At 64.5% G+C, this 23,573-nt stretch carries 21 protein-coding genes; 15 read left to right on the forward strand and 6 right to left on the reverse strand.

Going from position 1 to position 23,573, the window contains the following annotated elements; genetic code table 11:
• Positions 1-549, reverse strand: coding sequence for a peptidoglycan L,D-endopeptidase MepK (gene mepK / locus IP91_RS05210; RefSeq protein ID WP_145647664.1), 549 nt, complete (start codon positions 547-549; stop codon positions 1-3).
• Positions 550-820: 271 nt separating this feature from the next.
• Between mepK and IP91_RS05215 the strand changes: the two genes are divergently transcribed.
• From IP91_RS05215 to IP91_RS05235, 5 genes are all read left to right on the forward strand, one after another.
• Positions 821-1,777, forward strand: a complete 957-nt coding sequence (locus tag IP91_RS05215; RefSeq protein ID WP_145647665.1) for a LysR family transcriptional regulator — start codon at positions 821-823, stop codon at positions 1,775-1,777.
• Positions 1,778-1,914: 137 nt separating this feature from the next.
• Positions 1,915-3,246: a Glu/Leu/Phe/Val family dehydrogenase gene (locus IP91_RS05220; RefSeq protein WP_145647666.1), complete on the forward strand. Its 1,332-nt coding sequence runs from the start codon at positions 1,915-1,917 to the stop codon at positions 3,244-3,246.
• Between the two features lie 176 nt (positions 3,247-3,422).
• Positions 3,423-4,511: a catalase family protein gene (locus tag IP91_RS05225; protein WP_145647667.1), complete on the forward strand. Its 1,089-nt coding sequence runs from the start codon at positions 3,423-3,425 to the stop codon at positions 4,509-4,511.
• 82 nt (positions 4,512-4,593) lie between these two features.
• Complete coding sequence (locus IP91_RS05230; protein WP_145647668.1) at positions 4,594-6,648, forward strand: S9 family peptidase; 2,055 nt, start codon at positions 4,594-4,596, stop codon at positions 6,646-6,648.
• Between the two features lie 201 nt (positions 6,649-6,849).
• Positions 6,850-8,748, forward strand: coding sequence for a GmrSD restriction endonuclease domain-containing protein (locus IP91_RS05235; protein ID WP_145647669.1), 1,899 nt, complete (start codon positions 6,850-6,852; stop codon positions 8,746-8,748).
• A 36-nt stretch (positions 8,749-8,784) separates the two neighbouring features.
• On the opposite strand, the gene senA is transcribed toward IP91_RS05235, so the two are convergent.
• Positions 8,785-9,987, reverse strand: coding sequence for a selenoneine synthase SenA (gene senA / locus IP91_RS05240; RefSeq protein ID WP_229473894.1), 1,203 nt, complete (start codon positions 9,985-9,987; stop codon positions 8,785-8,787).
• Between the two features lie 26 nt (positions 9,988-10,013).
• On the opposite strand from senA, the gene senB reads away from it, so the two are divergent.
• The 3 genes from senB to leuA all read left to right on the forward strand — a co-directional run bounded on the left by senB (position 10,014) and on the right by leuA (position 14,325).
• Positions 10,014-10,994: a selenoneine biosynthesis selenosugar synthase SenB gene (senB, locus tag IP91_RS05245; protein ID WP_145647670.1), complete on the forward strand. Its 981-nt coding sequence runs from the start codon at positions 10,014-10,016 to the stop codon at positions 10,992-10,994.
• Positions 10,995-10,998: 4 nt separating this feature from the next.
• Positions 10,999-12,048 (forward strand): selenide, water dikinase SelD, encoded by a 1,050-nt coding sequence (gene selD / locus IP91_RS05250; protein ID WP_145647671.1) that lies wholly within the window; start codon positions 10,999-11,001, stop codon positions 12,046-12,048.
• Between the two features lie 579 nt (positions 12,049-12,627).
• Positions 12,628-14,325 (forward strand): 2-isopropylmalate synthase, encoded by a 1,698-nt coding sequence (gene leuA / locus IP91_RS05255; RefSeq protein WP_145647672.1) that lies wholly within the window; start codon positions 12,628-12,630, stop codon positions 14,323-14,325.
• 304 nt (positions 14,326-14,629) lie between these two features.
• Here leuA and egtB read toward each other — a convergent pair whose 3' ends face one another.
• Both egtB and egtD read right to left on the reverse strand, forming a co-directional pair.
• The gene (gene egtB / locus IP91_RS05260) at positions 14,630-15,967 is read right to left on the reverse strand and encodes an ergothioneine biosynthesis protein EgtB (RefSeq protein WP_145647673.1); all 1,338 of its coding nucleotides are present in this window, start codon (positions 15,965-15,967) and stop codon (positions 14,630-14,632) included.
• 9 nt (positions 15,968-15,976) lie between these two features.
• Positions 15,977-16,987, reverse strand: a complete 1,011-nt coding sequence (gene egtD, locus IP91_RS05265; protein ID WP_145647674.1) for an L-histidine N(alpha)-methyltransferase — start codon at positions 16,985-16,987, stop codon at positions 15,977-15,979.
• A gap of 150 nt (positions 16,988-17,137) precedes the next feature.
• On the opposite strand from egtD, the gene IP91_RS05270 reads away from it, so the two are divergent.
• The 6 genes from IP91_RS05270 to IP91_RS05295 all read left to right on the forward strand — a co-directional run bounded on the left by IP91_RS05270 (position 17,138) and on the right by IP91_RS05295 (position 21,631).
• Positions 17,138-17,998: a putative selenate ABC transporter substrate-binding protein gene (locus IP91_RS05270; RefSeq protein WP_145647675.1), complete on the forward strand. Its 861-nt coding sequence runs from the start codon at positions 17,138-17,140 to the stop codon at positions 17,996-17,998.
• 25 nt (positions 17,999-18,023) lie between these two features.
• A complete protein-coding gene (locus IP91_RS05275; RefSeq protein WP_145647676.1) occupies positions 18,024-18,872 on the forward strand; it encodes a phosphonate ABC transporter ATP-binding protein in 849 nt (282 codons plus the stop codon).
• Positions 18,872-19,717: a PhnE/PtxC family ABC transporter permease gene (locus tag IP91_RS05280; RefSeq protein ID WP_145647677.1), complete on the forward strand. Its 846-nt coding sequence runs from the start codon at positions 18,872-18,874 to the stop codon at positions 19,715-19,717. The genes IP91_RS05275 and IP91_RS05280 overlap by 1 nt, the downstream gene beginning before the upstream one ends.
• A gap of 2 nt (positions 19,718-19,719) precedes the next feature.
• Positions 19,720-20,499, forward strand: coding sequence for a phosphonate ABC transporter, permease protein PhnE (gene phnE / locus IP91_RS05285; protein ID WP_229473896.1), 780 nt, complete (start codon positions 19,720-19,722; stop codon positions 20,497-20,499).
• Between the two features lie 25 nt (positions 20,500-20,524).
• Positions 20,525-21,205: an ABC transporter ATP-binding protein gene (locus tag IP91_RS05290; RefSeq protein ID WP_145648037.1), complete on the forward strand. Its 681-nt coding sequence runs from the start codon at positions 20,525-20,527 to the stop codon at positions 21,203-21,205.
• A gap of 138 nt (positions 21,206-21,343) precedes the next feature.
• Positions 21,344-21,631 carry a hypothetical protein gene (locus IP91_RS05295; protein ID WP_145647679.1) on the forward strand — a complete coding sequence of 96 codons (288 nt, stop codon included), beginning with the start codon at positions 21,344-21,346 and terminating at the stop codon, positions 21,629-21,631.
• Positions 21,632-21,723: 92 nt separating this feature from the next.
• Here the strand turns inward: IP91_RS05295 and IP91_RS05300 are convergent, their stop codons facing one another.
• Entirely contained in the window at positions 21,724-22,494 is a 771-nt protein-coding gene (locus tag IP91_RS05300) for a GNAT family N-acetyltransferase (RefSeq protein WP_145647680.1), read from the reverse strand.
• A 134-nt stretch (positions 22,495-22,628) separates the two neighbouring features.
• Positions 22,629-22,835, reverse strand: a complete 207-nt coding sequence (locus IP91_RS26175) for a hypothetical protein (RefSeq protein WP_199754489.1) — start codon at positions 22,833-22,835, stop codon at positions 22,629-22,631.
• A gap of 10 nt (positions 22,836-22,845) precedes the next feature.
• On the opposite strand from IP91_RS26175, the gene IP91_RS05305 reads away from it, so the two are divergent.
• A complete protein-coding gene (locus tag IP91_RS05305; protein ID WP_199754490.1) occupies positions 22,846-23,556 on the forward strand; it encodes a hypothetical protein in 711 nt (236 codons plus the stop codon).
• Positions 23,557-23,573 lie beyond the last annotated feature (17 nt).

Raw genomic sequence — 23,573 nt, forward strand, 5'->3', positions numbered from 1 at the left:
TTACCAGAAGCGCTTGCGGCCCGTGTCCATGTGGACGAACTGGGAATCCTGGTAGTAGCCCACGCCACCGCCGCCCAGCCCCATGGCGGCCTTGTGCACCTGCTTCAGGTCGACGCCGGGAATGCGCAGGTCGATCGCCTTGGCTTCCATGTGCAGGCTGTGCTTGGCAACGCCGCCACTGGCGGCAGCCAGCTTGGCATTGGTTTCCGGCGAGCGGTAACCGGAAATGATGTGCACGACCTTGCCGCTGCCGAAACGCGAGGCAACCTGGTCGACCAGCAGCAGCAGCTGCGGATCGATGGCGGCAATCGTGTTGCTGCGGTGATCGCGCAGCACCTTGTTGATCTCGGCCAGGCCTTCGGGAATGAAGGCGCCCTCGGCCCAGAAGGCGGTTTTCACGGATTCACCCGTGTGCGTGTTCTGGAAACGCAGGATGCGCTCCCCGGGCGCGGCGGTAACTTGCACAGCGGCGGCACGGGCAAATGCCGGCACGCTGAGCACTGATGCAACGGCCACGGACTTTTTGAGGAAGGATCGGCGATTGTTCATCCTTGAATGATACGCCTGTTCCGGTAACCGTGCAGCGATGCCCTCAAAAACCACTTGTCAAAACGTCATACCTGTGGTGGATAAGCCGAACGGCACCACCGCTGTCATGTCCCGGTGCCTGTGTCCCGGTGCCTGGCACCGAGACACGAGCTCAACAATGTCCTGGTGCCTGGCACCGAGACATGTCCTGGTGCCTGGCACCGAGACACGAGCTCAACAGTTCACCTGCCGCCCGCTACAATGCGCGTTCGATCGCAACCTCGGAACGGGCATGGAAACCAAGTGGCTGGAAGACTTCATCTCCCTGGTGGAGACCAACAACTTCAGCCGCTCCGCGCAGCTGCGCCACGTGACGCAGCCGGCGTTCTCGCGCCGCATCCAGTCGCTGGAGAACTGGCTCGGCACGGACCTGATCGACCGCACCACCTTCCCCACCCGCCTGACGCCGGCCGGCCACGTGTTCTACGAGCAGGCGCTGGAGATGCTCGGCCAGATCAACGGCGTGCGCGAACTGCTGCGCCACAAGCGCGTCGCCACGCTCACCACCATCGATCTGGCCGTACCCCACACGCTGTCCCTGACCTTCGTGCCGAAATGGCTCACGGCGCTGGAGGACGGCTTCGGCCCGCTCCACAGCCGCCTGATGGCGCTGAACGTGCACGACGCCGTGCTGCAGCTCGTCGAGGGCGGCTGCGACCTGCTGCTGTGCTACCACCATCCGCGCCAGCCCGTGCAGCTGGACACGGCACGCTACGACATGCTGGTGCTTGGCCGCGAAGCGCTGCGCGCCTATGCCCGCTGCGACAAGGCCAGGCAGCCCGCGTTCAGCCTGCCCGGCCGCAAGAGCGCCCCGCTGCCGTTCCTGTCGTACACCACGAACGCCTACCTGGGCCGCATGGTCGACCTGATCCTGGCCGATGCGAAGCCCGCGCTGCACCTCGACAAACGCTATGAAACCGACATGGCCGAAGGCCTCAAGATGATGGCGCTGGAAGGCCGCGGCATCGCCTTCCTGCCCGAATCGGCGGTGACACGCGAGGTCAAGCAAAAGCAGCTCGCGCGCGCCGATGCGGATGGCAGCTGGGAGATCGAGATGGAGATCCGCCTGTACCGCGAGCGGCCCTCCGCCACGCGACCCGGCAAGGCGCTGGTGGCGGAGCTGTGGGATTACCTCGAGGCCGAGCAGCCGTCCGGCGCCAGGCGCAGTACCCGTTCCTCGGAGCGCTGACCGGCGAAAAATCCGCACTATGCATTTTTTGCATAACCGGATGCGCAAGCGGCATTGGCCTGCCGGGAAGGCGTCATCCTATGATGCGCTCGCTGCGGTAATCCACCGCCCACCCCATGCGAGACAGGATCCATACCATGACCAAGACCGTACCGGCCGACGTGCAAAACAACGTCGCCAACCACCTGAACAGCCACGCCCTGCCGTCCTACCTGGACGCCAATAACCTCGGTCCATGGGGCCAGTACCTGCAGCAGATCGAGCGCGTGACGCCGCACCTGGGCAACCTGTCGCGCTGGGTGGAGACGCTCAAGCGTCCCAAGCGCATCCTCACCGTCGACGTGCCGATCGAGCGCGACGACGGCAGCATCGCCCACTTCGAGGGCTACCGCGTGCAGCACAATATGTCGCGCGGCCCGGGCAAGGGCGGCGTGCGCTTCCACCAGGACGTGACGCTGTCGGAAGTGATGGCCCTGTCGGCCTGGATGACGGTGAAGAACGCGGCGGTCAACGTGCCGTACGGCGGTGCCAAGGGCGGCATCCGCGTCGATCCGAAGACGCTGTCGCGCGGCGAACTGCAGCGCCTGACGCGCCGCTACACCAGCGAGATCAGCATGATCATCGGCCCGACCAAGGACATCCCGGCGCCGGACGTAAACACCAACGAACAGGTGATGGCGTGGATGATGGATTCCTACTCGATGATCGAGGGGAACCTGTCGACGGGCGTGGTGACGGGCAAGCCGATCTCGCTGGGCGGCTCGCTGGGCCGCCGCGAAGCCACCGGCCGCGGCGTGTTCGTGGTGGGCCGTGAAGCCGCTGCCAAGCGCGGCGTCGAGATCAAGGGTGCCCGCGTGGCCGTGCAGGGCTTCGGCAATGTGGGCGGCGTGGCCGCCACCATGTTCAACGGCGCGGGCGCGAAGATCGTGGCCGTGCAGGACCACACGGGCACCGTCGTCAACGAGGGCGGGCTGGACGTGGCGCGGCTGCATGAGCACGTGGCCGAGACGGGCGGCGTGGGCGGCTTCGCCGGCGCCGAGGCCTGCCTCGACCGCGAGGCATTCTGGGGCATCGAATCGGACATCCTGATCCCCGCCGCGCTGGAGCAGCAGATCACCGAAGAGAACGCACCGCGCATCCGCACGAAGATCATGCTGGAAGGCGCCAATGGCCCGACCACGCCCGAGGCGGACGACATCCTGGCCGCCAACAACGTGCTGGTGGTGCCGGACGTGCTGGCCAACGCCGGTGGCGTGACCGTCTCCTATTTCGAGTGGGTACAGGACTTCTCCAGCTTCTTCTGGACGGAAGACGAGATCAACGCCCGCCTCACCCGCATCATGCAGGAAGCGTTCAGCGCCGTATGGGACGTGGCCCAGCAGAAGAACGTGTCGCTGCGCACCGCCACCTTCATCCTGGCCTGCACCCGCGTGCTGCAGGCCCGCGAGGTACGCGGCCTCTACCCTTAAAGCAGGCAGGTCCTCGGGAGACGGCGGCGCACGATGCGACCGCTGCGGAGGAGACACCGGCGCAGCGGCAACGCTGCGCTTTTTGCGTTAATGGGGACTATGTATGGTGGACCACAGACGGCTTTCGTTCTGCATCCGACAATAAACCTTTATTGTCCAGTTCAAAAGGAAATGCCATGCTGCCTCCGATTAAGTACGACCCACGTTACGAAGTGCTGGAAGAGAACGAAGGCGATACCGAGAAGGAGCTGCTGGAAACGCTGCGCTCGATCCAGGACACGACCTTCAAGGACAGCGGCCAGCCGCTGCGCAGCGTGCACGCCAAGAGCCACGGCCTGCTGCGCGGCGAACTGAAGGTGCTGGACAACCTGCCGCACCAGCTGGCGCAGGGCCTGTTCGCAAAAGAAGGCACCTACCCCGTGCTGATCCGCCTGTCCACTTCGCCCGGCGACGTGCTGGAGGATGCCGTCTCCACGCCGCGCGGCATGGCCGTCAAGGTGCTGGGCGTGGAAGGTGCCCGCCTGTCCGGCAGCGAAGGCGACACCACGCAGGACTTCGTCACCGTCAACGGCAAGGCCTTCATGAACCCGGGACCGAAGAGCTTCCTGGGCGGCCTGAAACTGCTGGCCGGCACCACCGACAAGGCGCCGTCGCTGAAGAAGCTGCTGTCCGCCGCGCTGCGCGGTGCCGAGAAGGCACTGGAAGCCGTGGGCACGGAAAGCGCGCAGATCAAGGGCATGGGCGGCGAACCGGCCAAGCACCCGCTGGGCGAAAGCTTCTTCAGCCAGACGCCGATCCTGTTCGGCGACTACATGGCCAAGGTGTCGATCGCGCCCGTCTCCGTCGGCCTGGCCGGACTGAAGGGCGAACCCGTCGACCTGAACGACCCGAACGTGCTGCGCCACGTGGTGCAGCAGCACTTCGCGCAGCAGGGCGGCGAGTGGGAACTGCGCGTGCAGCTGAACACGAACATCGAGGAGATGCCGATCGAGGACGCGTCCGCCGAATGGCCGGAGAACGTCTCCCCGTACATTCCGGTGGCGCGCATCACGGCCCCGCCGCAGGCCGGCTGGAGCGAGGCGCTGTCGCTGGCCATCGACGAGAAGACCAGCTTCTCGCCATGGCACGGCCTGGCCGCGCACCGTCCGCTGGGCGCGCTGAACCGCGTGCGCAAGGCCGCGTATGCCATGTCGTCGGGACTGCGTGCCCAGCATGGCGGCACGCCGATCGTCGAACCGAAGACGCTGGACGGCATCCCGTTCTGAAGCTGACGGGCTAGCCTCTTTGCTATCATGCGCGCCTTGGCCGGCGCGCGCCGGCCTTCCCAACGAAGATCGGAGATACCGAATGAAGCTACGCCTGCTGGTCACCTGCGCCGCGCTTGCCGCGGCCACCAGTGCGCTGGCCGCCCCGCGCGGCCTGACCATCGAAGACCTCGCGAGCATGGACCGCGCCGGCAGCCCGGCACTGTCGCCGGATGCCGCGCGCGTCGTCTATACCGTCCGCAGTACCAATCTCGAGAAAAACCGCGGCAACACGCAGCTGTGGATGATCGACCTGCGCGCGGCAACACCCGTGCCGCAGCAGCTCACCTCGCACGACGCCAGCGCATCGGACCCGGAGTGGTCCGCCAGCGGCGATGCCGTGTACTTCCTGTCCGGCCGCTCCGGTTCGCCGCAGGTGTGGCGCCTGCCCGTGAATGGCGGCGAAGCGGTGCGCGTCACCGACCTGCCCGTCGATGTCGACAGTTTTCATGTGTCACCCAAGGGCGACCGCCTGGCCGTCACGCTGGCCGTGTTCCGCGACTGCGCCGACCTGGCCTGCACGAAACAGCGCACGGACGACAAGCCGAAAGCCAGCGGCAAGGTGTACGACCAGATGTTCGTGCGCCACTGGGACACCTGGGCCGACGGCCGCCGCAACGTGCTGTACAGCGTCCCACTCGTGAACGGCATGGCCACGCAGGCCGTCAGCCTGTCCGGCACGCTCGATGGCGACATCACCAGCAAACCCTTCGGCGACCGCGGCGAGTACACCTTCAGCCCGGACGGCCAGCGCATCGTGTTCTCGGTGCGCGTGGCAGGCAGATCGGAATCCTGGTCGACCAACTTCGACCTGTACGACGTGCCGGCCGCCGGTGGCGCCGCGCCGCGCAACCTGACGGCCGACAATCCGGCCTGGGACACCAGGCCGCAGTTTTCCCCGGACGGCAAGACGCTGGCCTACCTGGCGATGCGCCGGCCCGGCTTCGAAGCGGACCGCTTCTACCTGATCCTGCAGGATGTCGCGTCGGGCAAGAAGCGCGTGCTGGCGGAGAGCTGGGACCGCTCGATCGCCGACTACCGCTGGCGCGCGGACGGCAAGGCGCTGCTGGCCAATGCGGACGATCTCGGCAACCATCGCCTGTTCTCCCTCGATGTCGCCAGCGGCAAGGTCAGTGCCCTGACCGGCAAGGGTTATGTGGCCGAGTTCGACGTGCGCCGCGACACGGTCGTCATGGCCCGGAACAGCCTGGCCGACGGCGCGCAGTTGTACAAGCTGAAGGCCGGCGCCACAAGCGAGCAGCAGGCCACGCCGCTCACGCAACTGAACGCCGCCCGTCTCGCCGACGTGAAGATGGGCGAGTACGAACAGTTTTCGTTCCAGGGCGCGAACGGCGCGACGGTGTACGGCCACGTGATGAAGCCGTGGAATGCGCAGCCGGGCCGGAAGTATCCGGTGGCCTTCCTCGTCCATGGCGGCCCGCAGGGCAGCTTCGGCAATGCGTGGAGCTATCGCTGGAACCCGCAGGTGTATGCCGGCGCCGGCTATGCGACGGTGTTCATCGACTTCCACGGCTCCACGGGCTACGGCCAGGCGTTCACGGATGCGATCAGCAAGGACTGGGGCGGCAAGCCGCTGGAAGACCTGCAGAAGGGCCTTGCGGCCGCGGGTGAAAAATATCCGTGGCTGGACGTGTCGAACGCGTGCGCCCTGGGCGCCTCCTACGGCGGCTACATGATGAACTGGATCCAGGGCCGGTGGTCCGACGGCTTCAAGTGCATAGTCAACCACGACGGCGTGTTCGACCAGCGCGGCATGGCCTACGCCACCGAGGAGCTGTGGTTCACGGAATGGGAAAACGGCGGCACATACTACGACAACCCGGAAGGCTACGAGAAGTTCAATCCGGTGCACTACGTGAATAACTGGAAGACGCCGATGCTGGTGGTCCAGGGCGACCTCGACTTCCGCATCCCCACGTCCCAGGGACTGGCCGCCTTCGCGGCCCTGCAACGGCGCGGCATCGAGAGCAGGCTGCTGGTCTTCCCGGACGAGAACCACTGGGTCCTGAAACCCGCCAACTCGATCCTGTGGCACCACACGGTCATTGACTGGCTAAATGAGCACCTTCAAAAATAAATAACATTTAATTAACTTATCACTACGCCAAAAACTTAAAAATGTTATTTTGACAATCACAGCTCTACTGGTAAGAGGCTGTACGTGCAAAAACTTCACTAATTTATTCGAATGTGACTTTTAGAGAGAATTCTTTCCTGCCGATCTGATAAGCTAACTGACGACTCCCATGCCATATTTTCATATTAATTTAGGATCATCATGGAAATTTCATCAGATCGGCGTACCGTTCATCAGTGTCTAGAACAGCGTTTTTCGCTACCCTCGTACCAACGAGAATATAAATGGGAACTCAAGCACTTCCAGGAATTATTGCAAGATATTTTAGATGCTTTTTTCGCCAATTATCTGCCAGAACATGGCCGCTCTGCCGTCGCAAAGTATGAACGTTACTTCCTTGGTACCATCATAACTACACCTGCTTCCGACGGGCAACGGACTATCGTTGATGGGCAGCAACGTATAACGACACTTGCAATAATTGTGGCTTACTTCGCCCGGATGGCAAAGCAAGAGCCAGCGCTTGGCATCTCTGATATAGCATCACTTCTTAGACGGAATGTTTTTGGTCAAAATGAATTTAATATTAGCTTCGACGCTTCCAGAAAACAGCTATTTGAGCTTTTACTAGAATCTAACGACGAAGATTCAGAAGACGAAACTCTTGACTCTTTAGTAGATTCAATTCCAAACTTAGATAGTGGATCGCGTCGACTGTATGAACTATTTTGCCATACGCATAATCTCATTGGCAAATTAGAGCCTACCCAAGTCCCCTTCTTTGTTGATTATCTTACTCAATGCGTAGTATTGTTTGAAATCAGCGTGCCCGGCGAGCAAGATGGTCACAAAGTCTTTGTCACAATGAATGATCGTGGACTCAAACTGAGTCCCATCGACTTGCTAAAGGGCTACCTTCTTTCAAGTATCCCGGACGATAGTGAAAATGTGGCTGCCCACCAGACCTGGAAGGAATGCCTATCCAAATTGACTAATATCGGATCCGATGAAGATTCGACATTTTTTAAGACCTGGCTGCGATCGCAATACGGGGATTCCATACGAGGAAAGCAAAAGGGAGCTGCACCCGGAGATTTTGAGATTATCGGCGATTCTTATCACCGTTGGGTAGTCGATAATAGGGAGAAACTTGGTCTGCAGAGCTCAGACGATTTTTATAATCTGCTAACCACTACACTCCCTCTTTACGTTGGACACTATACTCAGATAAAAAATGCCGAGAAAAAGCTCGTGCAATCGTATCCAAACGTATTCTACAATGGCTCGCGTGATTTAACTCTCCAATCAATGTTGATGCTTGCAGCCATCTCTCCATCTGACACTCAGTCAGAAGCATCAAAAAAAATCAAGCTAGTAAGCTACTTCTTAGACTGTTTTGCGACACATCGTTTAGTGAAGAGGCAGGACAATACATACAATAATTTACGTGACCCATTGTTTGAACTTTCAAAACAAATCAGACGTAAATCTACGAAAGAATTAGGGGAAATCCTAAACAAAAAACTCCTGGAGTCCACAGACAATCAACCAATAAAAATAAGCGAGATGAAGTATCATTATCATGACGCTTCAGATATACTTCACGCTCTTGCTCGAGTTGCTGACTATCTAGAAAACGAGTTTGAGGCCACAAACAAGGTTGGATTTGAATCTTATGTTCAGCGAGGAAAAGGCAACAAAACCTTTGATATCGAACATGTTCTGTCTACAAATATTGCTTCAGTAAAATTAGATCTAGGTGCAGATTGGGATTTCCCTAATGACACAGACTATGCTCGCGATCGAAATAGCCTTGGGGCCCTCATTCTTCTATCGCGCGGACGCAATCGATCGCTCAAAGATTCGCCATATTCCTACAAATTAGGCGTCTACACTTCAGAATCTATTCTAGCGCAAACATTAACAAGCAGCTTTTATTCAAACAATCCCAAAGTAAGTCAAAAAGTAGAAGAGTTAGAACTAAAACTGGAGGCTTATGGGAAATTTAATTTGGAGACGTTGAGAAAGAGAAATTCAGCGTATGATCAAATTGCCGAATTTATCTGGAATCCTAGCTATCTCTTAGCCAGCGCTAGCTGAGACACTTTCAAAATCAGATAAAGCCGCTTTTATTTTTTATACAAAACTGCAGGTACGAAAGCCGCAATAGATATCGTCCCGCTCGGGCATGAAGAAATTGCGGTATCTGGCGGACACCATGCGCTCGCGCGTGGCGAACGAGGCGCCGCGCAGCACCTGGTGCGTGGCGAACCACGGTTCCGAGTATTCCCGATACCGGTCGGCCGTGAAGCCGGGATAGGGTTCGAACGGCGAGGCGGTCCACTCCCACAGCTGGCCCCAGCCAAACGCGGGGTGGCCGTACAGCGCCGCATATTCCCATTCCGCTTCCGTTGGCAAGCGACGGCCGGCCCAGGCGCAGTAGGCCTGCGCTTCGTACAGGCTCACGTGGCGTACCGCTTCGTCCGGATCGAGCGTGGCGGGCTGCCCGAAGCGGGTGGTACGCCATGCGCCGTCCACGCGTTCCCAGTAACGGGGCGCCGAGCGCTCCTGCTTCATCAGCCAGGCCGCGCCGCCCGTGCTCCAGAATTGCCGGTTGTCGTAGCCGCCATCGCCAATGAACTCCATGTACTGAGCGTTCGTCACGAGGCCAGCGTCCATGCGGAACGGCGCCACGTAGACCGGGTGCGCGTGCTTCTCGTTGTCGAACCGGAAGCCGGGCGCATCGGGCGGCACGCCCAGCTGCACCGTGCCGCCGGGGAAGCGGATGTCGCCCGGGCTGGCGACAGCCTGTGGCCGGTACGCCAGGCCCCCGGGCGGTTGCAGGCCCAGCGTCTGCAGCGTGTACAGGAAGGCTTCGCCGTGCATGTCCTCGTGGGCCAGCGCCAGGCGGTACGGGTACAGCGCTTCGTCAACGTTTGCTTCGCGCGTGAGCTTGTCGAGCGTGCGGTCCAGCACCTCGTGGCAATAGGTCTTCACGCCGCCTGTCGACGGCAGGTCGAGCGTCCAGCGGCTGCGGTGCGGCACGTTGGCCGAGTCGAACCAGTCGTCCCCTTTCGTGAGCAGCGACGGGGACTGCGCGTCGGCCGGGTGGCTCGACAGCGCCTCGCGCAGGATGAACCATTCGGCGAACCAGGCCGTGTGGCCGATCTCCCACAGGGGCGGATTGACGATGCGGATCTGCGGTACATTGGCCGGCACGTCCAGCCCGGCAGCGGCGAAGCAGTCGAACAGGGCGAGCGTATAATGCCGCGCATCCTGCATGGCCTCGGCCAGTTGCTGCGTGCGCGCGGTGCGGAAGGAAGTGGTCACGGAATTCATACGACGATTGTAAGCGGAATGCAGAGATGGCAGCGGCCGACAAGAAACCCTCGATCTGTATCGTCAGCCCCGGCACGGCGCGCGACAACAACGGCAACTGGCACACGGCCGACCGCTGGCAGCACATGCTCGCCGACGATTACGACGTGGTGGTGCGGGATGCCTGGTCGGCACGCGATGCCACGCCGGACCTGCTGATCGCGCTGCACGCGCGGCGCTCCTGCCCTTCGCTGCGCGCCTTCGTCGCAAACACCGCCAATCCGTCGATCCTCGCGCTGACGGGCACCGATGTCTATCACGACATCCATCGCGACGAGGATGCGCGACGCGCCGTGCACCTCCCCACCGCGCTCGTGGTGCTGCAGTCTGCCGCGATCGCGGAACTGCCGGCCGACGTCCATGCGAAGACGCATGTCATCCACCAGTCGGCCGACACGCTGGCCGCACCATCGACGCGCGAGGCGGGCCTGGTCACGATGGCGGGCCACCTGCGCGCCGTCAAGGATCCGGCCACCTTCATGCGCGCGGCGGCGCTGGTAACGGCGCCCCAGGCGCGCCTGCAGCACATCGGCGCGGCGCTGGACAACGACCTGGAGGCGCTGGCACTGGCGACCCAGGCCGGCGAGCCCCGCTACCAGTGGCTGGGCGGCCTGCCGCGCGACGCGGTCCGTGAGCGCCTGCGCCGCAGCCACGCGATGGCGATCTGCTCGACGATGGAAGGCGGCGCCAACGTCATCATCGAAGCCATCACCAGCGGCGTGCCCGTGCTGGCCAGCGCCATCAGCGGCAACCGCGGCATGCTGGGCGACGATTATGCCGGCTACTTCCCGGTCGGCGACGCCGCCGCCCTCGCCCGCCTGATCGACCGCAGCATCGCCGACGCAGCCTTCCACGCCACCCTGCGCGCCCAGTGCGCGGCACGGGCCCCGCTGTTCGCACCGGAGCGCGAGCGGGCAGCCTTGCGCCAGCTGGTGGATAATCTGCTCCATCCCACATCGACTCCCTGACACCATGACTTCCGACTCCATCAAACTCACTTCCTTCTCCCACGGCGGCGGCTGCGGCTGCAAGATCGCGCCGGGCGTGCTGTCCGCCATCCTGAAGAACTCCAGCGGCTTCCCCGTGCCGAAGGAACTCCTGGTCGGCATCGAGACGGCGGACGACGCGGCCGTCTACCAACTGAACGACGAGCAGGCGCTGATCGCCACCACCGATTTCTTCATGCCGATCGTGGACGATCCGTACGACTTCGGCCGCATCGCCGCCACCAACGCCATCTCGGACGTGTACGCGATGGGCGGCACGCCGATCATGGCGCTGGCCCTGGTCGGCATGCCGATCAACAAGCTGCCCGTCGAGACGATCGGCCTGATCATCAAGGGCGGCGAATCGATCTGCTCGGAAGCGGGCATCCCGATTGCCGGCGGCCACACGATCGATTCCGTCGAGCCGATCTACGGCCTGGTGGTGCTGGGCCTGGTGCACCCGTCGAAGATCAAGCGCAACGCCGATGCGAAGGCCGGCGACGTGCTCGTGCTGGGCAAGCCGCTGGGCGTGGGCGTGCTGTCCGCCGCGCTGAAGAAGGATGTGCTGGGCGAGGAAGGCTACGCGGCCATGATCGCCAACACCACGAAGCTGAACAAGCCGGGCAAGGCCCTGTCCGAACTGCCGGGCGTGCATGCGCTGACGGATGTCACCGGCTTCGGCCTGCTGGGCCACCTGCTGGAACTGGCACGCGGCGCCGGGCTGACGGCCAAGCTGACGATGTCGCAGATCCCGCTGCTGCCGGGCGTGGAACAGCTGGCGCATGACGGCTACTTCACCGGCGCCTCCGGCCGCAACTGGGAAGCCTACAGCGGAGAAGTCACGCTGTCGCCGAACGTCACGCCGGCCCAGCACACGCTGCTGACGGACCCGCAGACGTCCGGCGGCCTGCTGGTCTCCTGCGACCCGTCCGCCGTGGACGAGGTGCTGGCCGTGTTCCGCGCCGGCGGCTTCGAAGCGGCCGCCGTCATCGGCGAGATGGCCGCCGGCGACCCGCGCGTGCAGGTCGCCGCGTAAACATTGGGGACAGGCACCTATTCTGGAGCAACACGCGTGTTGCCCCAGAATAGGTGCCCGTCCCCAGCAGTCCTGCTGAGACACGACCTCGGCATCGCGCCGCCTGGGGTCCTCTTACCACGCCGGCGGCGATTTGTCTTGACACCGGCAAAGCTATTCTCTTACATTGTTGCCATGTTCATGCATCCGCAACTACCCGCTTTCCTGCTATCGCTTGCCAGCCTACCGCTGGCAACGCGCCTACTAGCACGCGCCTGATCCGCACCCTGTGCGCGCTGCACAGAAGCCGTAACCGAAGCCACACTCGACGTTACCCCCGGCGGCCACAAGCCGCACCGCCTCAAAATCAGGAAAGTCCGCATGATGCCCGCCATCCATTGCCCCACCGCCGCCATTGCGCACCGCTGCATGACCGGAGGACTGACGCTGCTACCGCTACTGCTTCCACTACTGCTGCCGCTGCTGCTACCGCCCGGTTGCCTGGTCCAGCGTTCCGTGGCCCACCAGGCAGCCTGACGCCACATGTCGCAGCGGCCATGCCGGCCAGCTTTCCAGAATTCGAGAACCCAGGAGTCCATCATGATGTTGCAGAACCCGTCCACGAAATACGCCGCCTTCCCGCCCGTGCGCCTGACCGACCGCACCTGGCCGGACCAGATCATCAGCAAGCCGCCGGTGTGGATGAGCACCGACCTGCGCGACGGTAACCAGGCGCTGATCGAACCGATGAGCATCGAGAAGAAGCTGAAGTTCTTCGACCTGCTGATCAAGACGGGCCTGAAGGAAATCGAGGTGGGCTTCCCCTCGGCCTCGCAGACGGACTTCGACTTCGTGCGCCGCCTGGTGGAAGAGGACCGCATTCCGGACGACGTGACGATCATCGTGCTGACGCAATCGCGCGAAGAACTCATCCGCCGCACCGTGGCCGCCGCGGCTGGCGCCAAGCACGCCATCGTCCACCTGTACAACTCGGTGGCGCCGGTGTTCCGCAAGGTGGTGTTCAACATGTCGCGCGAGGAGATCGTCAATATCGCGACGACCGGCACGCAGCTGGTGAAGGAACTGCTGGCCCAGCATCCGGAAACCGACTGGACCTTCGAATACACGCCCGAGTCGTTCTCGACGACGGAGCTGGATTTCTCGAAGCAGATCGTCGATGCCGTCAGCGCCATCTGGCAGCCCACGCCGCAGAAGAAGATGATCGTCAACCTGCCGACCACCGTCGAGTGCAGCACGCCGAACGTGTATGCGGACCAGATCGAATGGATGTGCCGCAACCTGCAGAACCGCGAGTCCCTGATCATCAGCGTCCACCCGCACAATGACCGCGGCACCGCCGTCGCTTCCGCCGAGATGGCCGTGATGGCGGGCGCCGAGCGCGTCGAGGGCTGCCTGTTCGGCAACGGCGAACGCACCGGCAACGTGGACCTCGTCACCCTGGCGCTGAACCTGTACACGCAGGGCGTGCATCCGGGCCTGGACTTCTCGGACATCGATTCGGTGCGCAAGATCGTCGAGGAATGCAACCAGCTGCCGGTGCACCCGCGCCACCCGTACGTGGGCGACCTGGTGTTCACGGCCTTCTCCGGCTCGCACCAGGATGCGATCAAGAAGGGCTTCGCGAAGCAGCAGCCGGACGCGCTGTGGGAGATCCCCTACCTGCCGATCGACCCGCAGGACCTGGGCCGCAGCTACGACGCCGTGATCCGCGTGAACAGCCAGTCCGGCAAGGGCGGCATGAGCTACCTGCTGGAGCAGGACTACGGCCTGGTGCTGCCGCGCCGCCTGCAGATCGAGTTCTCGCGCGCCGTGCAGGTGGTGGCCGACGAGACGGGGCTGGAAATCACGTCGCAGGGCATCCACGAGATCTTCGAGCGCGAATACCTGGAGCAGACGTCGCCTTACGCGTATGTCTCGCACCGCATGACGGAAGACACGACCAGCGACGAGTCGGTGCAGATCGACATCGCGCTGCTGCAGCGCCAGGCGCCCCTGTCGCTGCACGGCGGCGGCAACGGCCCGATCGATGCATTCGTCGATGCGCTGGGCCTGGACATCAAGCTGATGGACTACCACGAGCACGCGATCGGCCATGGTGCCAATGCCAAGGCGGCCTGCTACGTGGAGCTGCGGCTCGATAACGGCGCCACGCTGTTCGGCGCGGCGATCGACAGCAATATCGTCACGGCGTCGTTCAAGGCGGTGCTGTCGGCCGTGAACCGGCAGCTGAAGCAGAAGGAAGCGGTGGGCGTGGCGGCCACCAACGCGGCTGCCTGATCAGCTGCCTGAGCGGCTACCTGATCAGCTGCCTGAGCGGCTGCCTTGACGAAAACGCGTCCCTGGGGCGCGGTCGATGAGATGAGAACGCGTCCCTGGGGGCGCGGTCGATGAGATAAGAACGCGTCCCTGGGGCGCGGTCGATGAGATAAGAACGCGTCCCTGGGGGCGCGTTTTTTCTGGGCGGATGGTGTCAGCGCGTGCAAACGGCTGGGGTCAGGCCCGCGATCGGTCCGGCGACCGGGATCGAAGCCTGCGGCGCTGTGGGCCAGACCCCTGTGCGCGGCGGCTCGGCGACCTGGGGCTAGCGCGCCAGCCGGATCCCGGTGAACTGCCACCGCGCGCCGGCCGGGAAGAAGTTGCGGTAGCTGGCGCGCGCGTGCCCGGCCGGCGTGGCGCAGGACGAGCCGCGCAGCACGTACTGGTTCACCATGAACTTGCCGTTGTATTCGCCGATCGCGCCGGCCGCGGGCCGGAAGCCAGGATAGGGCGTGTAGCTGCTGCTGGTCCATTGCCAGCAAGCGCCGAACATCTGCTGCAGCGCGTCCTCCTCCGGCGCGCCACCGGGATGGGGCACGGAGAGTGCATCCTGCCCGGCCGCACTGCCGGCGCCAGCGAGCGACGCCGGGCTCGCGGCTGCCGAGGTACCGGCATGTGTCCGCGCCAGCGGCGCGGCCGGCACTGCGCCGGCACTGGCCGCCGCAAACTCCCACTCCGCCTCGGTTGGCAGCCGCGCGCCTGCCCAGTGGGCATAGGCATCCGCTTCGAACAGCGCGACATGCGTCAGCGGCCGGGCCGGGTCGAGCGGCTGCAAACCTGCCAGCGTGAATTCGCACCAGTTGCCGGCCTCGTCGCGGCGCCAGTACAGGGGATGCGCCAGGCCCTGCGTGCAGACCCAGTCCCAGCCTTCCGCCAGCCACAGGCCCGCCTCGCGATAACCGCCCGCTTCGATGAACGCCAGGTACTCGCCGTTGGTGACAAGGCGCGAGGCCAGCTCGAACGGTTCGATGAACTGGCGGTGGCGCGGCAGCTCGTTGTCGAAGCAGAAGCCGTCGCCGTCGTAGCCGATGGCCGCCACGCCGCCGTCGAAGCGCTGCCAGGCCAGGGCCGGTGCCGGTGCCAGGCGCGGCAGGGGCACGTCCAGGTACTCGGGACAAAGACCGTTCTGCGCCAGCAGGTGTTTGACATCCGTGAGGATCAGCTCCTGGTGCTGCTGTTCGTGCTGCAGGCCCAGGGTGAGGAGACCGCCGAGTCGCATGCGCGTTGCACCATCGAGCGGGCCGCCGATCAGCGCGGCGATGCGTTCATCCACATTGGCGCGGTAGGCCCGCACCTGCGCCATCGACGGCCGCGTGAGCAGCCCCCGCTGCGGGCGCGGATGCTTCTCGCCCACGCCGTTGTAGTAGGAATTGAACAGCACGCGGAACGCGGCATGGAACGGCGCGAAGTCCGCCTCCATCGCTTCCAGGATGAAGGTCTCGAAGAACCAGGTGGTGTGCGCCAGGTGCCACTTGACGGGGCTGGCATCGGGCATCGACTGCGCGCCGCAGTCTTCGTCCGACAGGGGCGCCGCCAGCGCCAGCGTGTGTTCCCGGACCGCGCGGAAACGCGCCGTCCAGAGCGCGGGATCGTTCATCTGCATGCTGGCTCCTCAGGCCTGGGCGGCGCGGGCGTGGATGACGGCGAACCAGCCGGCATCGTCGGTCCACACGGCGTCCGTTGCGAAGCCGGCCTGGGCCAGCACGTCCGCAAAACTGTCCGGGGTGTACTTGTAGCTGTCTTCCGTGTGGATGCGTTCGCCGCGGGCGAAGCGGCGCTCGCCGTCCGGCCAGCGCACCGTCAAGGCCGCCCGGGCTTCCAGGTGCATCTCGATGCGGCTTTCCTCGGCATGGAAGAACGCCACGTGCTGCCACTGCCGCACGTCGAAATCGGCGCCCAGCAGGTGGTTCAGGTGGCGCAGCATGTTCAGGTTGAACGCGGCCGTGACGCCGATCGCATCGTCGTACGCCGCATCGAGCACGGCTGCATCCTTGACGAGGTCCACGCCGATCAGCAGGCCGCCATCGCGCGATGTGTTCTCGCGCACGCGGCGCAGGAAGGCGATCGCCTCGTGCGGCGCGAAATTGCCGATCGACGAGCCGGGATAGAAGAACACGCGCCGCTGCTGTTCGACGGCGGGCGGCAGCACGAACGGGCCGGACAGGTCCAGCGCCAGCGCATTCATCGCGATATCAGGGAAGCGCTGCTGCAGGCGGCTGACGGCCTCGTTGAGGAAGTCGCGCGAGATATCGATCGGCACGTACTGGCGCGGCCGCAGCAGCGGGAACAGGCCGGCCGCCTTGGCGCAGTTGCCGGCGCCCAGGTCGATCAGCGTGCTGCCCGGCTGCACGTGGCGGGCGATGTCCTCGCCGTGGCGCGCGAAGATGGCCGCCTCGGTGCGGGTCGGATAGTATTCGGGCAGCTCGCAGATGGCCTCGAACAGTTTCGAGCCCAGGCTGTCATACAGGTACTTGGGCGAGGTGGCGGCCGGGCGCGCCAGCAGGCCGGCGGCGATCTCGGCGATCGTGGCGCGGTCGCCCTGCGGTGCGGGGGCCGCACGGGCCGGGGCTGCGGAGGAGACGCTGGTCAGCGCACGCAGCGCTGCGGAGCGGGTCGTTGGCATGGCGTTCTTTCATTGAGCGTGACTGCTGAGACCATGAAGGCAGTGCTGCAAAGTTACTTTTGCTATCATAGCCGAATACGCAGCAGGGGGCGCCATCGCTACCCAGCAGTGCGTCATCCCCATTTCACTTTTTCAGACCGTTACCTGCCCATGAAACTCTCCACCAAGCTTGCCTCCCTGTTCGCCGCCGGCGTGATGCTGGCCTCCTTCGCCGCCCATGCCCAGCAGGTGCTGCGCGTGTCCGCCATTCCGGACGAAGCGCCGACCGAACTGCAGCGCAAGTTCAAGCCGCTGGGCGAATACCTGGCGAAGAAGACGGGCCTGAAAGTGGAATTCACGCCGGTGACGGACTACGCCGCATCGGTGGAAGGCCTCATCAACAACAAGCTGGACATGGTGTGGTTCGGCGGCTTCACGTTCGTGCAGGCCAACGACCGCAGCAAGGGTAAAGTCGTGCCGCTGGTGCAGCGCGTGGAAGACGAAAAATTCCGCTCCGTGTTCATCACCACCTCGCCGACCATCAAGACGCTGGCGGACCTGAAGGGCAAGACGCTGTCGTTCGGCTCCGAGTCCTCCACCTCCGGCCACCTGATGCCGCGCTCGTTCCTGCTGCAGGCGAAGATCGATCCGGACAGCGACCTGAAACGCATCGCCTTCTCCGGCGCGCATGACGCCACCGTGGCGGCGGTCTCCGGCGGCAAGGTCGATGCCGGCGCGCTGAACATCTCGGTGTGGGAAAAACTGGTCAGCGAGAAGAAGGTCGATACCAGCAAGGTGCGCGTGTTCTACACCACCCCGGCCTACTACGACTACAACTGGACGGTGCGCACCGACATGCCGGCGGACCTGAAGAAGAAGATCACCGATGCCTTCCTCACGCTCGATCCGAACACCCCGGAAGGCAAGGAAATCCTGGACCTGCAGCGCGCCACCAGGTTCATCCCGACCAAGGCCTCGAACTACACCGCCATCGAAGCGGCTGCGCAGAACGCCGGCCTGCTGAAGAAGTAAGCCGACGCATCAAGCTGAATCATCAATGACGTCTGACAGCACCACCGCCGCGGCCGGCCCGGTCTACCGACTGGAACGGCTGTCGGCACGCCACCAGGGTGGCACGCGCGCGTATGCGCTGCAGGACATCACGCTGACCGTGCAGGCCGGCGAGCAGCTCGCCCTGATCGGCCCTTCCGGCGCCGGCAAGACGACGCTGCTGGCCACCCTGGCCTGCGCCCATGCGCCGGAACGCGATGGCACCTTCCACGTCTTCGGCAGCGATCCCTGGCGCCTCGGCGAACGGGCGCGCCACAAGCTGCGCGCGCGGCTGTTCCTGGCGCCGCAAACGCCGCCGCTGCCACCGCGCCAGCGCGTGGTGACGGCCGTGCTGGCGGCGCGCCTGCCGGCGTGGAGCCTGTGGCAGTCGCTCGTCTCGCTCGTCAAGCCGGCCGATCCGGAAGCGGCCTGGCGCGCGCTGTCCCGCTTCAACCTGGGCGACAAGCTGTACAGCCGTGTCGACCGCCTGTCCGGCGGCGAACGCCAGCGCTGCGGCCTGGCGCGGCTGCTGCTCTCGTCCGCGCAGGCGCTGCTGGTCGATGAGCCCCTGTCGGCACTCGATCCCGCGCTGTCGCAGCTCACGCTCGTCACGCTCCAGCGGGAAGCCGCGGCGCGCAATGCGGCGCTGGTGTGCAGCCTGCACCAGGTGGAGCTGGCGCTCGCGCACTTCCCCCGCATCGTCGCGCTGAAGGAAGGCCGGGTCGTGTTCGACCTGCCGCGCGAACAGGTCACGCAGGCGATGGTCGACGAGCTGTATCGCGGCGAGCAGCCGGCCCCGCCGCCGCCGCACCCGGACGACCTGCCGGCCAAGCTGGCCGTCGGCGCCTGCCTGTAATGCACAACGTTCCTGCCGCACCCGCCTTCACGCCTCACCCCGATCCCGCCTGGCGCGGGCGCGTGACGTGGACGATCGTCGCGCTGCTGATCCTGTGGCCGCTGGTCGTCGCGAGCGAGTTCCACCCGTCGATCCTGTTCGACCGCGAGAGCATCGCGGCCACGCTGCGCTTCCTGGCCGACTTCGTGCCGCCGGCGCACTCCCCCGAATTCCTGCAACTGCTGCTGCGCGAGACGTGGCAGACGGTGGCCATCGCCACGGCCGGCCTGACGCTGGCGCTGCTGGGCGCGATTCCCGCCACGCTGATCGTCACCGAACGGCTGTCCATCTCGCGGCTCGGCACCCACCGCATGGCACCCGGTTCGCGCGCGATCCGCCAGGCCGTGCGCTGGCTGCTGGTGCTGCTGCGCAGCGTTCCCGAGCTGGTGTGGGCACTGCTGTTCGTGCGCATCATCGGCCTGGGTCCCACGGCCGGCGTGCTGGCCATCGCCCTCACCTACTGCGGCATGCTGGGCAAGGTGTATGCGGAGATCCTCGAATCGTCCGAACGCCATGCCAGCGACACGCTGCTGATGAACGGCGGCTCGCGCCTCGGTGCCCTGCTGTATGGCGCGCTGCCCGAATCGGCCTCGGAGCTGGTGTCGTACACGGTCTACCGGTGGGAATGCGCGATCCGCGGCTCCGTCGTGATGGGCTTCGTGGGTGCCGGCGGCCTGGGCCAGCGCATGGACGAATCGATGAAGATGCTGGCCGGCGGCGAAGTCTCGTCCATGCTGCTGGTGTTTGTGCTGCTCGTGGCGGCCGCCGACTTCGTGTCGAAACAACTGAGGAAGCGGCTCGGATGACCATGCCAACGCCCCCTGCCCGCCACTGGTCGGGCCCCGTGTTCGGCCTGCTGCTGGCCGCGCTCGTGATCGCCAGCTTCGCCAGCCTGCCGCTGCACTTCGGTGCATTCTTCACGCTCGATGCCGTGAACAGCGTGGGCGAATTCCTTGGCGGGTTCGCGCCGCCGGAACTGGGCCCGGGCTTCCTGACGAAAACCGCGATCGCGACCGCCGAAACGCTGGCCATGTCGGCGCTCGGCACGCTGCTGGCCGTGGTGGCCGGCCTGGCGCTGGCGATTCCCGCCGCGGGCCGCTTCGGCCGCCCATTGCGGGCCGGCGTGCGCGTGCTGCTGAACGTTCTGCGCTCGATTCCGGAACTGGTGTGGGCCTCGGTGCTGCTGATCGCGGCCGGCCTGGGCCCCTTCCCCGGCACGCTGGCGCTCGGCGCCCACACGGCCGGCGTGCTGGGCCGCCTGTTTGCCGATGCGCTGGAAAACGCCACGCCGCTGCCGGAGCAGAGCCTGCGCACCAACGGCGCCTCGCCCATGGCGGCATTCTTCTATGCCACGCTGCCGCAGACCCTGCCGCAGATGCTGTCGTACACCCTGTACCGGTGGGAGAACAATATCCGCGCCGCCGCGATCCTCGGTGTCGTCGGCGCCGGCGGCCTGGGCCAGATGCTCAAATTCCACCTGTCGCTATTCCAGATGTCGAAGGCGGCCACCGTGATCCTGGCGATGCTGCTGCTGGTCGCGCTGGTCGATGCCGTCAGCTTCGGCCTGCGCCGCCTGCTGACCCGCTGAACGAACCGAGAAGACCATGGAAGCCATGCTGGAACTGCGCGCCCTCACCAAATCCTATGCCGCCGGCCATCCGGTGCTGGACCGCCTGTCGTACCGCTTCGCGGCGGGCGAGTTCGTGGCGATCATGGGCGATTCCGGCGTCGGCAAGTCCACGCTGCTCAACCTGATCGCGGGCCTGGACCATCCGGATCCCAGTGCCGAGCCGGCCATCCTGGTGGACGGCATCGCCATGGCTTCGCTCGACGACGATGCCGCGACCAGGCTGCGGCGCCAGCGCATGGGCTTCATCTTCCAGGCCTTCCACGTGCTGCCCCATCTGACGCTGCTGCAGAACGTGGCGCTGCCCCTGCTGCTGAACGGCCTGCCGCAGGCGCGCGCGGTGGAGATGCTGGCGGCAGTCGGCCTGGCGGGGCGGGAGCGCTCGTATCCGCACGAACTTTCGGGCGGCGAAATGCAGCGCGTGGCCATTGCCCGCGCACTGGTGCACCGGCCCGCGCTGGTGCTGGCCGATGAACCGACCGGCAATCTCGATCCGGAAACGGCACACGCCGTGCTGGCGCTGCTGCAGCGGGAGATCCGCGCCAGCGGTGCCTGCACGATCATGGTCACCCATTCCGAAGCGGCCGCTGCCATGGCGGACCGCACGCTCATCCTTACCCGCGCTGGACTACAAGACGCTAGCCACGTCAAGCGGTTCGGTCATTAAAAGCCGCATTTTTGCCTACGAGACGCGCATTTTTTTTCAGCCGTAGTATGATTTAAATAACTTGCTTGGTTATTAATATCATTTGAAGGCGAGCCCCAGAGCCTCTTGCAGCATTTTTCTAGACAGGGAGGGAGCAAAATGAGCGTAAGGCAAAAAAAGCTGGAATTAATCGAGGCGATGAACCGGGCACGGGCAATGGAGCCGCCAAGCTTCGTTCCGAACAAGCTGCTCGACACGCTGATCGAGCGGTTGAACCTGAAGAATGACGCGGAACTGTGCCGCGTGCTCGAGGTGCAGCCACCCATCATCAGCAAGATCCGGCACCGCAAGCTGGCCGTTGGCGCCACGATCCTGTTACGGATGCACGAGAAGTCGGAACTGAGCATCCGCGAACTGAAAGAACTGTCCAACGCGTCCGTGCACTGAACAGGCTCCTGTTCGCGCAATGCCTGGCGCCGGCATCGCAACCCCGGCGCCCCTCCCTTCCGGTCTTCTTCAAATCCCCAGCCGTTTTCCCGTCACGCTGCGATCGCCAGCTCGCTGCCCACGCCATAGTGCCGTGCATAGCGCGCATCCAGGTTCGCCAGCGGCATCAGCAGGAACAGGTCCGCGCAGTCGAAGTCCGGATCCCAGGCCGGATCGCCGCACACCCACGCCCCGGAACGCATATAGCCTTTCAGCAGCGGCGGTACGCTGACCGAGGCAGCCGGCATGATCGACGTATAGGGAAACGGCAGGTGCGGCGTGACGCGGAATTCGGCCGGTGCCAGCGCCGTGCTGCGCAGCTGCTGCCAGACGGCGACGGCATTGTGGCCGCCATCGGCCAGGCTGATGCTGGCGCAGCCGGCCAGGTAGTCGCAGCCCTGGCTGCGCATGTAGTCCGCCAGCGCGGCCCACAGCAGCATGATCACGCTGCCGCCGCGGTAGTCGGGATGGATGCAGGCGCGGCCCGCTTCCACCATGCGGCCGCGCAGGCCGTTCAGGCGGCCCAGGTCGAATTCGCCTTCGGAATAGACGCGCCCGAGGCGGCGCGCCGCGGCCGGCGCCAGCAGCCGGTAGGTGCCGACGATCTCGCCGCTTGCCGCATCGCGCACCAGCAGGTGGTCGCAATGCGCGTCGAATTCGTCTCGGTCGAGGCCTTCGTCGCAGGCCAGCGCTGCCAGCCCCATGCCCTCGATGAATACGCGGTAGCGCAGGCGCTGCACTTCGCGCAGCTCCTGCTCGGTCCTGACGATGCCCGTTACTAGGCGGGGAGCGCGGCTGCCCGCCACCGTGGTCGCTTGCTGCATGCTTCGTCCTCTGCAAAGTGGAGACGAAGCACAGCGTAGCGCCCGATTGCTTCAGGGACGTGACAGCGAAATGTCAGCCCGATGACAAGGCCGGCCATGCTGCCGGCGCGCCACACTACCCTTCCGGAAGTGCCTCAGACCTTCTTCGGACGGCCCGTCTTCAGCTGCGGCAGCGAACCCAGCACGCTTTGCAGCGTGGCCATGTCGATCTGGCTGATCAGCGCCACGCCGATGCGCAGCAGCTCGCTTTTCTTGATCTCGAAACCGGCTTTCAGGCAGGCCTTCTTCACCTGGCCCAGCACGGCGTATTCCGCTTCGGGCATCGTGAAGCTGTCGCGCACCAGGCGTTCCTTGCCGGCCTTGTCCTTCAGCGGGTCGGCAGGCTTGGTAGCGGACCGGCTGGCAGGTTTTGCGGCGGACTTTGGCGCAGCCTTGGCCGCGGCTTTCGGGGCTGCCGCGGCGGCCGACTTTGCGGCCGCTTTCGTGGCAGGGGATTTGGCAGCGGACTTCCCGGTGGACTTTGCCGCCGGTTTTTCAGCCGGTTTCTCGGTCGATTTCGCCGCCGACTTAGTAGCCGATTTTTCAGCCGATTTTTCAGCCGATTTTTCAGCCGATTTTTCAGCCGATTTTTCAGCCGGCTTTGCTGCCGGCTTTGCTGCTACCGCGGGCGCCGCTTCCGCTTCGACGTTGCCAGCCGGTCTGGCGCCGTTCTTCGGTGCCTTGACAGCAGGTTTGCCGTCCTTCGCCGTCGCCGTTTCCCCTGCAGCGGCCTTGGCGCCTGCCTTCGTGCTCCCCTTGGCAGCAGCCAGCGCGGCTTTCGGTGTGGCAGCCGCCTTGGACTGCGCCGGCGCGCCCGCAGGCTTCTCGGCCTTGACAGGCTGCGTTTCGGTCACGGGTGCGGCCGGCGCAGTGGCCTTGGCCGCAGCACTTTTGCGGGCCGGCTTAGGGGCCGGCTTTGGGGCCGGCTTTGGAGCCGGCGCGTCCGGGGTGGCCGGCTTGGCGGTGTCGGCGGATGGTTTGTTGACGTCGGTCCTGGCGTTCATGGAATCTCCTGAAAGTTGAATTATATAAATAATATA

The organism is Pseudoduganella lurida (genome assembly GCF_007830455.1).
Lineage (GTDB): Bacteria > Pseudomonadota > Gammaproteobacteria > Burkholderiales > Burkholderiaceae_D > Rugamonas > Rugamonas lurida.

What these genes read in the sequence shown, in the direction of transcription:
- mepK (WP_145647664.1), bottom strand. Translation starts at nt 549, where the DNA reads ATGAACAATCGCCGATCCTTCCTCAAAAAGTCCGTGGCCGTTGCATCA.
- IP91_RS05215 (WP_145647665.1), top strand. Translation starts at nt 821, where the DNA reads ATGGAAACCAAGTGGCTGGAAGACTTCATCTCCCTGGTGGAGACCAAC.
- IP91_RS05220 (WP_145647666.1), top strand. Translation starts at nt 1,915, where the DNA reads ATGACCAAGACCGTACCGGCCGACGTGCAAAACAACGTCGCCAACCAC.
- IP91_RS05225 (WP_145647667.1), top strand. Translation starts at nt 3,423, where the DNA reads ATGCTGCCTCCGATTAAGTACGACCCACGTTACGAAGTGCTGGAAGAG.
- IP91_RS05230 (WP_145647668.1), top strand. Translation starts at nt 4,594, where the DNA reads ATGAAGCTACGCCTGCTGGTCACCTGCGCCGCGCTTGCCGCGGCCACC.
- IP91_RS05235 (WP_145647669.1), top strand. Translation starts at nt 6,850, where the DNA reads ATGGAAATTTCATCAGATCGGCGTACCGTTCATCAGTGTCTAGAACAG.
- senA (WP_229473894.1), bottom strand. Translation starts at nt 9,987, where the DNA reads ATGAATTCCGTGACCACTTCCTTCCGCACCGCGCGCACGCAGCAACTG.
- senB (WP_145647670.1), top strand. Translation starts at nt 10,014, where the DNA reads ATGGCAGCGGCCGACAAGAAACCCTCGATCTGTATCGTCAGCCCCGGC.
- selD (WP_145647671.1), top strand. Translation starts at nt 10,999, where the DNA reads ATGACTTCCGACTCCATCAAACTCACTTCCTTCTCCCACGGCGGCGGC.
- leuA (WP_145647672.1), top strand. Translation starts at nt 12,628, where the DNA reads ATGATGTTGCAGAACCCGTCCACGAAATACGCCGCCTTCCCGCCCGTG.
- egtB (WP_145647673.1), bottom strand. Translation starts at nt 15,967, where the DNA reads ATGCAGATGAACGATCCCGCGCTCTGGACGGCGCGTTTCCGCGCGGTC.
- egtD (WP_145647674.1), bottom strand. Translation starts at nt 16,987, where the DNA reads ATGCCAACGACCCGCTCCGCAGCGCTGCGTGCGCTGACCAGCGTCTCC.
- IP91_RS05270 (WP_145647675.1), top strand. Translation starts at nt 17,138, where the DNA reads ATGAAACTCTCCACCAAGCTTGCCTCCCTGTTCGCCGCCGGCGTGATG.
- IP91_RS05275 (WP_145647676.1), top strand. Translation starts at nt 18,024, where the DNA reads ATGACGTCTGACAGCACCACCGCCGCGGCCGGCCCGGTCTACCGACTG.
- IP91_RS05280 (WP_145647677.1), top strand. Translation starts at nt 18,872, where the DNA reads ATGCACAACGTTCCTGCCGCACCCGCCTTCACGCCTCACCCCGATCCC.
- phnE (WP_229473896.1), top strand. Translation starts at nt 19,720, where the DNA reads ATGCCAACGCCCCCTGCCCGCCACTGGTCGGGCCCCGTGTTCGGCCTG.
- IP91_RS05290 (WP_145648037.1), top strand. Translation starts at nt 20,525, where the DNA reads ATGCTGGAACTGCGCGCCCTCACCAAATCCTATGCCGCCGGCCATCCG.
- IP91_RS05295 (WP_145647679.1), top strand. Translation starts at nt 21,344, where the DNA reads ATGAGCGTAAGGCAAAAAAAGCTGGAATTAATCGAGGCGATGAACCGG.
- IP91_RS05300 (WP_145647680.1), bottom strand. Translation starts at nt 22,494, where the DNA reads ATGCAGCAAGCGACCACGGTGGCGGGCAGCCGCGCTCCCCGCCTAGTA.